8 protein-coding genes are annotated in these 7,074 nt (G+C 75.2%); 1 reads left to right on the top strand and 7 read right to left on the bottom strand.

Annotation, left to right across the window (positions count from 1 at the left end):
- From ACFV4N_RS27575 to ACFV4N_RS27595, 5 genes are all read right to left on the bottom strand, one after another.
- Positions 1 to 771, bottom strand: a 771-nt coding sequence (locus ACFV4N_RS27575) for an ATP-binding protein (protein ID WP_499675509.1), incomplete at its 3' end; no start/stop codon positions are given.
- A 208-nt stretch (positions 772 to 979) separates the two neighbouring features.
- Positions 980 to 1,777, bottom strand: a complete 798-nt coding sequence (locus ACFV4N_RS27580; RefSeq protein WP_499675510.1) for a carbohydrate ABC transporter permease — start codon at positions 1,775 to 1,777, stop codon at positions 980 to 982.
- Entirely contained in the window at positions 1,777 to 2,670 is an 894-nt protein-coding gene (locus ACFV4N_RS27585; RefSeq protein WP_499675511.1) for a carbohydrate ABC transporter permease, read from the bottom strand. The genes ACFV4N_RS27580 and ACFV4N_RS27585 overlap by 1 nt, the downstream gene beginning before the upstream one ends.
- The gene (locus ACFV4N_RS27590; RefSeq protein ID WP_499675524.1) at positions 2,667 to 3,914 is read right to left on the bottom strand and encodes an ABC transporter substrate-binding protein; all 1,248 of its coding nucleotides are present in this window, start codon (positions 3,912 to 3,914) and stop codon (positions 2,667 to 2,669) included. Before ACFV4N_RS27590 ends, ACFV4N_RS27585 begins: the two co-directional genes overlap by 4 nt.
- A gap of 158 nt (positions 3,915 to 4,072) precedes the next feature.
- Entirely contained in the window at positions 4,073 to 4,888 is an 816-nt protein-coding gene (locus tag ACFV4N_RS27595) for an alpha/beta fold hydrolase (protein WP_499675512.1), read from the bottom strand.
- A gap of 90 nt (positions 4,889 to 4,978) precedes the next feature.
- On the opposite strand from ACFV4N_RS27595, the gene ACFV4N_RS27600 reads away from it, so the two are divergent.
- The gene (locus tag ACFV4N_RS27600) at positions 4,979 to 5,704 is read left to right on the top strand and encodes an aspartate/glutamate racemase family protein (protein WP_499675513.1); all 726 of its coding nucleotides are present in this window, start codon (positions 4,979 to 4,981) and stop codon (positions 5,702 to 5,704) included.
- On the opposite strand, the gene ACFV4N_RS27605 is transcribed toward ACFV4N_RS27600, so the two are convergent.
- The gene (locus tag ACFV4N_RS27605) at positions 5,610 to 6,503 is read right to left on the bottom strand and encodes a class I SAM-dependent methyltransferase (protein WP_499675514.1); all 894 of its coding nucleotides are present in this window, start codon (positions 6,501 to 6,503) and stop codon (positions 5,610 to 5,612) included. The genes ACFV4N_RS27600 and ACFV4N_RS27605 overlap by 95 nt on opposite strands.
- Positions 6,473 to 7,074 (bottom strand): site-2 protease family protein (locus tag ACFV4N_RS27610; protein ID WP_499675515.1); only part of this gene is annotated, 602 nt, incomplete at its 5' end. The genes ACFV4N_RS27605 and ACFV4N_RS27610, both read right to left, overlap by 31 nt.

Here is a 7,074-nt window from a genome sequence, read left to right on the forward strand (position 1 = left end):
CCCGCGCGGCGCGGGCAGCGGCATGCCGGGCGCGGTGACGTCGCCGTCGCGGGCGATCGCGCCGGCCAGCTCCAGGGCGTAGAACGGGTTGCCGCCCGAGGTCCGCTGCAACCGGATCAGCGTCGGGCGCGGCAGCGGCGAGCCGAACGCGGAGCGGACCAGCCGGTGCAGGGCGCCGATGCTCAGCCCGGCCAACCGCAGGTGCGCCAGGCCGTCCTGGCCCGCCAAGCCGAGCGGCAGCCGGTCGTCCTCGCCGGAGCGGACCGACACCACCACCGCCACGCGCTCGTCGACCAGCCGGCGCAGCACGTACTCCAGCACCCGCGCGCTGGCCTCGTCGAGCCACTGCGCGTCGTCCACGGCCAGCACGACGGGCGTGCGCGCGGCCAGCGCCCGCACGACGTTGAGCGCACCCAGGCACACCGCGCGCGGGTCGCCCACGTCGTCGTCGGCCCGGCGGCGCAGCAACGCCACCTCCAGCGCCGCCCGCTGCGGCTCGGGCAGGCCCGCCAGGGCGTCGTCGGGCACGCGGTCGAGCAGGTCGACCAGCCCGCCGAACGCCAAGCGGGCCTCGGACTCGACCGGGCGGCACGACAGCACCGCGTACCCGCGCCCGGCGGCGTCCCGCAGTATCCGCTCCCACACCGCGCTCTTGCCAATGCCCGCCTCGCCCGACAGCACCAGCCGGGCGGTGCGGCGCTCCGCCGCCGCCAGCGCCTCGGCGGCCGCGGCCAACTCCGACTCGCGCCCGACCAGGTCCGCAGCGACCACGCTCCCCCACCCCCGTCGAACCCAGGACGGTAGCCCGCGCGGACGCCGGCTGCGAGCGGTTTCGGGGAATGGGCCGAAAGGCTTCGCCGGGACGACCGCCGTGGTTGCGTCGGACGCGCGACCGGCCCTGCGCCGGAGAGGCGATCGCCCGCCGGGCCGCCTCGCACTAGCCTGGTGACCCGATGGGGGATCTTCGCGGCCTGAGGGCCTACCGGCCCGCGGGCCCGGTCTCGGCCACGCCCCGAACCAGGTAGCGCTGGAGCAGGACGAACACCAGCACGATCGGCAGGATCGACACGGCCGCCGCGGCGAACAGCAGGGTGATCCTCGGGTTCTGGGCCGTGAGCAGGCTGGACAGGGCCACCTGCACGGTCCACGCGTCCGAGTCCTGCGCGATGACCAGCGGCCACAGGAACTGGTTCCAGCTGCCGATGAAGTCGATGACCGCGACGGCGGCGAAGAACCCCGTCGAGTTCGGCACGACCACGCGCCGGAACACGCCCCACCGGGAGAGGCCGTCCAGCCGGCCCGCCTCCTCCAGCGCCACCGGGAAGTCCAGGAAGTACTGGCGGAACAGGAAGACGTTCAACGCGCTGAACAACCCCGGCACCACCAGCCCGCGCAGGTCGGACAACCAGCCCAGGCTCGACACCACCACGAAGCCCGGCACGAACGTCACCGCGGTCGGCACCATCAGGGTCGCCACGATCGCGTACAGCACGGCGGGCGCGTGGCGGTAGGGGATGCGCGCCAGCCCGTAGCCCGCGAGCGAGCACACCAGCAGTTGGCCCGCGGTCTGGAGCACGGCGACGGCGGTCGAGTTCAGCAGGCTGCGCGCGAACGGCACGTCGGCGTCGGAGAACACCTCCGGCAGGGCCGACCAGCCGTCGCGGAGCAGCACCGCGAACGGCAGCAGGAACAACGCCGCCGCGACCACGAGCGCGGACCAGCGCGCGACGGCGCCCGCGCGGCCGGCCGCGGTGCGGTGGTAGCCGACGGGGCGCATCAGCCCGCCCTCCGGAGCACCCGGCCGGACAGCAGGGTCACCAGGGCGATCACCAGCGCGAGGACGAGCGCGCCCGCGCTGCCCCGCCCCAGGTCCTGCCCGCCGGAACCCAGCGAGGTGTAGTACAGGTAGACCAGCGGCGGCCTGGCGAACGGCGGGTAGCCCCGGGAGTCGCCGAGGATGTTGTAGAACTCGTCGAACGCCTGGTAGGCGTTGACCAGGTTCAGCACGAGCACGGCGACCAGCGCGCCGCGCAGGCCGGGCAGCGTGACGTGCCGGAAGGTCTGCCACCGGGGCGACGCGCCGTCGACCCACGCCGCCTCGTACAGGTGCGCCGGGATCCGCTGCAGGGCGGCGATGAACAGGATCATGTAGAAGCCGAGCTGGAGCCACAGCCTGGCGGTGACGAGCACGACCCAGTACAGCGGCGGGTCGACCGTGCCGATCCACGCCTGCGGCTCGCCGCCGAACCAGCCGAGCACCGTGTTGGCGACGCCGCTGTCCACGCCGGAGAACAGCGACATCTTCCACACCAGCGAGGCGACCACGTAGGAGCACGCGAACGGCAGGAAGAACACCGAGCGGAAGAACGCCCGCGCCACGCGGACCTGGTTGACCAGCAGGGCTAGCGCGAGGGCGAGCAGCACCGTCGTGGGGATGACGAGCGCGGCGAACACCGTGAAGGTGCCGATGCCGCTCAGGAATGCCCGGTCGGTGAGCACGTCCGCGTAGTTGGCGAGCCCGACGAACGCGGTCGGCGTCACGGTGTTGCGCGCGTCGAAGAGGCTGAGGTAGGCGCTCCAGCCGATCGGCACGTAGGTGAAGAGCAGCAGCCCGGCCGCGAAAGGGCCGACGAACAGCCAGAAGGCGAGCGCGGCGCGCCGACCGCTCACCGGTCCTGCCGGGCGATCTCGTCCTTCGCCACCTCGACCGCCGCGCGCAGCTCGCCCGCCGCGTCCGCGCCCTCGCGCGCGATGCGGGACACCGCGTCCGACAGCGCGGTGTTGGCGCGCGCGGGCCAGCGGGCGGGGCCGGCGATGCGACCGCTGTCCGTGACGAACCCGACGACGTCCTTCCCCGGCCCGTCGCGCAGCGACCCGGCCCGCTCGGCCAGGCTCTCGCGGGCGGGCAGGTGCGCGCCGAACGCGGTGGCGAACTCGACCTGGTGGTCCGCCTGCTCGACCCACAGCCACTTCACGTACGCCTTGGCCGCGTCCACGTCGGCGCTGCGCGCGTTCACCATGGCGCTGAACGCGCCCACCGGCACCGAGTCCGCGCCGTCGTCGTCCAGGCGCGGGAACGGCAGCACGCCCACGTCGTCGCCGTGCGCCTCGGTGATCTTCGGCAGGTTCCACAGGCCGGTCCACTGCATGGCGGCGAGCCCGTCGACGAACGCGCCGGGGTCGGCCCAGTCGGTCGGCGCGCCGAGCAGGAGGCCGCCGCCCTGGTGCAGCTCGCGGAGCTTGCCGAAGGCGGTGGCGGCGCGCGGGTCGTCGAAGCCGGGCGCCTTGCCGTCCTCGGACAGCAGGTCCAGCCCCGCCGACCACAGCAGCGGCGCGGTGAGCACGCCGACGCCGCCGTCGTTGCCGGCGAACAGGCCGCGCACGCCGTCGGCGGTGAGCCTCCGGGTGGCCTCGACCAGCTCGTCGACGGTCCGGGGCGGCGCGACGCCCGCCCGCTCCAGCAGGCTGGGCCGGTAGTAGAGGACCTGGGTGTCGATGGCCTGGGGGATGCCGTAGAGCGCGCCGTCGACCGTCTGGGACTCCAGCAGGGTCGCGACGAAGTCGTCCCGCGTGTCACCCAGCAGGTCGTCCAGCGGCACGACCTGCCGCTGCCGCACCCAGTCGACCTTGACCTGCGCCTCGAACACGTCGGGCACCGCGCTGTTCTGGAGCGCGGTCAGGAGCTTGGAGTCGTAGTCGCCGGGGTTCCACTGGACCTCGACGCGGGCGCCCGGGTAGGCGGCGGCGTAGCGGCGCACCGCGTCTTGGACGCCGTCCTCGCCGTAAGCGTGGTACCAGTGCCGCAACGTCCCCTCGGCGGACCCCTCGCGCCCGGTGTTGGACCCGCACGCGGTGGTGAGCCCCAACAACCCCGCGACCGCGAGGAACGACCGACGGCTCAGCTCGGCGCCCATCCCGACCTCCCCCACTCGACCCCTCCTGGCAAAGTAGCGGAACGCGGTGATCACCTGTCGAGCCGTCTCACCAGGAGGACGTCCTTGCGTGCCGCGGATCGCACGAACGGGTGAGAGGTGACCGGGCCCGGACGGGCTCGGCGAGGCCCGGACGGGCCTCAGCGGACGAACGGGTCGGCGGCCTCGCGGAAGGCCTCCGGCTGCTCCACCCACGGGTAGTGGCCGCAGTCGTCGATCACCACCGCCTCGCCCTTCGGGAACAGCCGCGCGGCGGCCAGGACCGGGGCCAGGCCCGTGGTGAAGTCCTGCGCGCCCGCGATCACCCTGACCTCCGCCCGCACCTCGCCCAACCGCCGCGGCAGGTCGGCGGGCGGGGTGGCGTCGAGGAAGGCGCGCACCGTGCTCAGCAGCGTGCGGCCGACCCCGGAGTGCGCCCGCTCCTTCTCCGTCCACGCCGCGTACGTCGCCGGCGCCGCCACCGCCTGCCACCGCTCGAAGCCGGCCTGGTCCTCGTCCCGGGGCCCCGTCCGGTATGCCTCCACCGCCGCGTCGAACGCGGGCTCGCCCTTGCGGTGCGCGGTGATCAGCGCGGCGTCCGAGGGCGTGTCCGTCAGGTAGGACACCGGGGGCGTGATGAGCAGCATGCTCGCCACGCGGTCCGGGTACTGGGCGGCGTAGGCGATCGCGACGCGGGTGCCGGCCGAGTGCGCCACCAGGTCCAGGCGGTCGAGGCCCAGGTGGGCGCGCAGGTCGTCCACGTCGCGGGCCTGGTCCCAGAACGAGCGCGCCCCGACGGCCGGCGACTCGCCCGCGCCGCGGAAGTGGTGCACCACCAGCCGACCGGGCAGGCCGGCCAGGTCGCCCAGGTAGCTCGGGTGTCGCCCCGCGCCGCCCGGGAGGACGACGAGGGTCTTGCCCTCGCCGGACTCGTCGTAGTGGAGTTCGGTCCCGTCGGCGGCGAGGAAGGTCGGCACGATCGACTTTAACAAGAGCCGCGCGACCAGCCCGGAACCGGTTCCGGATAACCGCTGGGAACGCGCCGGGGCGTCGGCTACGGTCTGCGCATGTCCACCGGATCGGAGTCCGAGCAGCGGGTGATCGGCCTGCTCGGCGGCATGAGCTGGCAGTCGACCGCCGAGTACTACCGCCTCGTCAACGAGCTGGTCGCGGAACGCCTCGGCGGCCTGCACTCGGCCCGCTGCGTGCTGTACTCGGTCGACTTCGCCCCGATCGCCGCGGCGCAGGCCGCGCAGCGGTGGGACGAGGCCGTTCCGCCGCTGGCCGAGGCGGCGGACGCGCTGGTGCGCGCGGGCGCCGACGTGGTGGTGCTGTGCACGAACACGATGCACCTGGTCGCGCCCCGGCTGGCGGAGCGGCTCCCGGTGCCGCTGCTGCACATCGGCGAGGTGACCGCCCAGGCCGTCGTCGCCGCGGGGGTGCGCCGCGTCGGCCTGCTCGGCACGGCGTTCACCATGGAGAAGTCCTTCTACCGCGACCTGCTCGCGGACCGCGGCGTGGAGACGGTCACGCCGGAGCGGCAGGACCGCGAGACCGTGCACCGGATCATCTACGAGGAGCTGTGCCGGGGCGTGTTCACCGAGTCCTCGCGGCGCGAGTACCTGTCGGTGGTCGACCGGCTCGTGGCGCGCGGCGCGCAGGGCGTCGTCTACGGGTGCACGGAGATCGAACTGCTGCTCAACGGCTCGGTGGCGCCGGTGCCGGTGTTCCCGACCACCCGGCTGCACGCCGAGGCTGCGGTGCGGTTCGCCCTCGGGTCGCCGCCCTCGTGATCGGCCCGGCGGCGGTGAGCCGCCAGGACAGCCCGAGCCCGTCCACGCCGTCGGCGCGCAGCCGGTCGAGCAGCCGGCCCAGCAACCGGTCGACGTCCGCGCGGGCCCGTGCGGGCGCGTCCCGGTAGGCGGCGTACGAGGTGGGCGCGAGGCGGCGGAACTCCGCCCAGTAGTCGGCGGTCGACCCGAGCGGCCAGGTGTGCGCGCCCCGGTGCGAGCCGCCTGGGCGCAGGCCGGCGCGGCGCAGCACGGCCGCCACGTCCGCGGGCGACGCGTCGAACGCGCCGCGCACACCGGCCGGGCGGACCATCGCGGGCAGCACCCTGGCCACGCAGGACGCGCCCAGGGTGATCAGCCGGCACTCGGCGGGCCGGTCCCAGGTGTGCACGAGCAGCCGGCCGCCGGGCCGCAGCACGCGGGCCGCCTCGGCGACGCCGCGCCCGGGGTCGGGCAGTGCCCACCAGGACGACAGCAGGACCACCGCGTCCGCGACGCCGTCGCGCAGCGGCAGCGCCAGCGCGTCCCCGCAGACCCCCGTGCCCGCGCGCAGCGCGCCGAGGGCGAGGTCGACGCCCACGCGGGTGGTCGCCTCGGGCAACGCGCCCAGGAACGGGCCGTCGCCGCACGCGACGTCCACCACGACCGCGCCCGGCGCCACGTCCAGGGCCCGCACCGCGGACCGGGCGACCTCCAGCGCGGCCCGACCGGGCGGGTCGCCGGCGCCGGCGTGCACGGCGTCCCAGTGGGACCGGTCGTGGTAGCCCACGGTCAGCCCGCCAGGCCCAGGTGGACCACCCACAGCACGACACCCGCGACCGCGATCCGGCCGAGCACGGTGAGCAGGGCGAACGCGACGTGCCCGAGGACCGCCGCGCCGGGCTTCCCGCCGCGCGGCAGCCCGCGCAGGGCGGCGAACGAGCGGCTGCGCAGGTTGCCCAGGCCGGGCAGGCAGGTCAGCAGCAGGTAGGCGTCGCCGTCGAAGCTGGGCAGCAGCGTCGGCACCACGCACACCGTGCCCGCCAGCACCAGCCACACGCCGACCACCGCCGCCGGTCCCGGCGCGGTCGCCCACAGCAGGGCGCCGAGCCCGGCGTAGCACAGGCTGCCCAGCGGACCGGCCGCGACGGTGACCAGCTTGCGGCGCGGCGGCAGCGCGTCCCAGCGCCGCCGGTCGGGTTCGGTCCAGGCGAACACGGCCAGCGAGCGCAGGCCGAGCCCCACCTCCCGCACCGGCACGCCGTAGGCGCGGCACGCCAGCGCGTGACCGCCCTCGTGGAACACCGACGACAGCACCGTCACCACCAGCAGGCCGACGAGACCCCAGCCGCGCAGCGCGGCGGGCACCGCGGCGGCGAACTCGTCGAACCGGG

The sequence above is a fragment of the Actinosynnema sp. NPDC059797 genome, assembly GCF_042732085.1.
GTDB lineage: Bacteria > Actinomycetota > Actinomycetes > Mycobacteriales > Pseudonocardiaceae > Actinosynnema.

Excerpts from the sequence above, each read along its gene's own strand:
- ACFV4N_RS27580 (WP_499675510.1), bottom strand. The coding sequence starts at position 1,777 with ATGCGCCCCGTCGGCTACCACCGCACCGCGGCCGGCCGCGCGGGCGCC.
- ACFV4N_RS27590 (WP_499675524.1), bottom strand. The coding sequence starts at position 3,914 with ATGGGCGCCGAGCTGAGCCGTCGGTCGTTCCTCGCGGTCGCGGGGTTG.
- ACFV4N_RS27600 (WP_499675513.1), top strand. The coding sequence starts at position 4,979 with ATGTCCACCGGATCGGAGTCCGAGCAGCGGGTGATCGGCCTGCTCGGC.